This window comes from Microbacterium sp. 69-10 (assembly GCF_001897945.1).
Classification (GTDB): Bacteria; Actinomycetota; Actinomycetes; order Actinomycetales; family Microbacteriaceae; genus Microbacterium.
Genome location: NZ_MKRT01000001.1, coordinates 63,838 through 65,036 on the forward strand (window position 1 = coordinate 63,838; position 1,199 = coordinate 65,036).

General features: G+C 70.6%; 2 protein-coding genes. Both read left to right on the forward strand.

Translation table 11 applies throughout. From position 1 onward, the window contains the following. Positions 1-619: DUF4162 domain-containing protein (locus tag BGN97_RS00340; protein WP_292697006.1), on the forward strand; the 619-nt coding region annotated here is incomplete at its 5' end. Then, the coding region (locus BGN97_RS00345; RefSeq protein ID WP_363331380.1) for an ABC transporter permease at positions 616-1,199 on the forward strand (584 nt) is incomplete at its 3' end. The genes BGN97_RS00340 and BGN97_RS00345, both read left to right, overlap by 4 nt.

A 1,199-nucleotide genomic window follows, 5' to 3' on the forward strand; every position in this document is an offset into this window, starting at 1 on the left:
CGAGCAGGTGGTCTACCTCGCCCGCCTGCACGGCTTCGGCAAGGCGGATGCCGCGGTGCGCGCCACCGCGCTGCTGCACGAGCTCGGGCTCGGCGAGCGCCTGAACGACCTGATCGAGTCGCTGTCGCTGGGCAACCAGCAGCGCGCGCAGATCGCCGCGGCCCTCGTGCACGACCCCGAGGTGCTCATCCTCGACGAGCCCTTCTCGGGCCTGGACCCGCTCGCGGTCGACGTGGTCGCCGACGTGCTGCAGCGCCGGGCAGCGCAGGGCGCCTCCATCCTGTTCTCCTCGCACCAGCTCGACGTCGTCGAGCGGCTGTGCGACGACCTGATCATCATCGCCGGGGGCACGATCCGCGCCGCCGGCACCCGCGAGCAGCTGCGCGCCCAGCACTCCACGCTGCGCTACCAGCTCGACTCCGCGGGAGACGCGGGCTGGCTGCGCGGCGAGCCGGGCGTCACGGTCATCGACTTCGAGGGCGGATCGGCGCTGTTCGACGTCGACACCACCGACACCGCCCAGCGCGTGCTGCGCGAGGCGGTCGGCCGCGGCGAGGTCTCGAACTTCGCCCCCCAGCATCCGTCCCTCGCCCAGATCTTCAAGGAGGTCATCCGATGAGCACTCAGGCCCCGGTGAACAGGAACACCTCGTCCTTGGTCTGGCTGGTCGCCGAGCGCGAGATCGGCTCCAAGCTGCGCAGCAAGGCCTTCCTGATCTCCACCGGCATCCTGCTGCTGGTCGCGCTGGCCGGCGTGCTGATCGGCGGGTTCTCCAGCAAGTCGCCGACGCCCGACGCGATCGCCGCGACCTCGCAGACCGCGAAGGTCGTCGAGGCGCTGCCGAACGTGAAGGTGACCGAGGTCGCCGACCGCGCAGCCGCCGAGAAGCTCGTCCGCGACGACGAGGTCACCGCCGCCGTGCTGCCCGGAGAGGGACCGACCGGGGTCGTCGTCCTCGCCAAGAAGGACGCGCCGACGAGCCTCGTCATGTCGCTGTCCATCTCGCCGAAGGTCGAGATCCTCCAACCCGCCGCGACGAACTCGCTGGTGCGCTATCTCGTGGCGATCGGCTTCGGCGTGGTGTTCCTGATGGCGGCGTCCACATTCGGGGCGACGATCGCACAGAGCGTGGTGGAGGAGAAGCAGACCCGCGTCGTCGAGCTGCTGATCTCGGCCATCCCCACCCGCGTGCTGCTGGC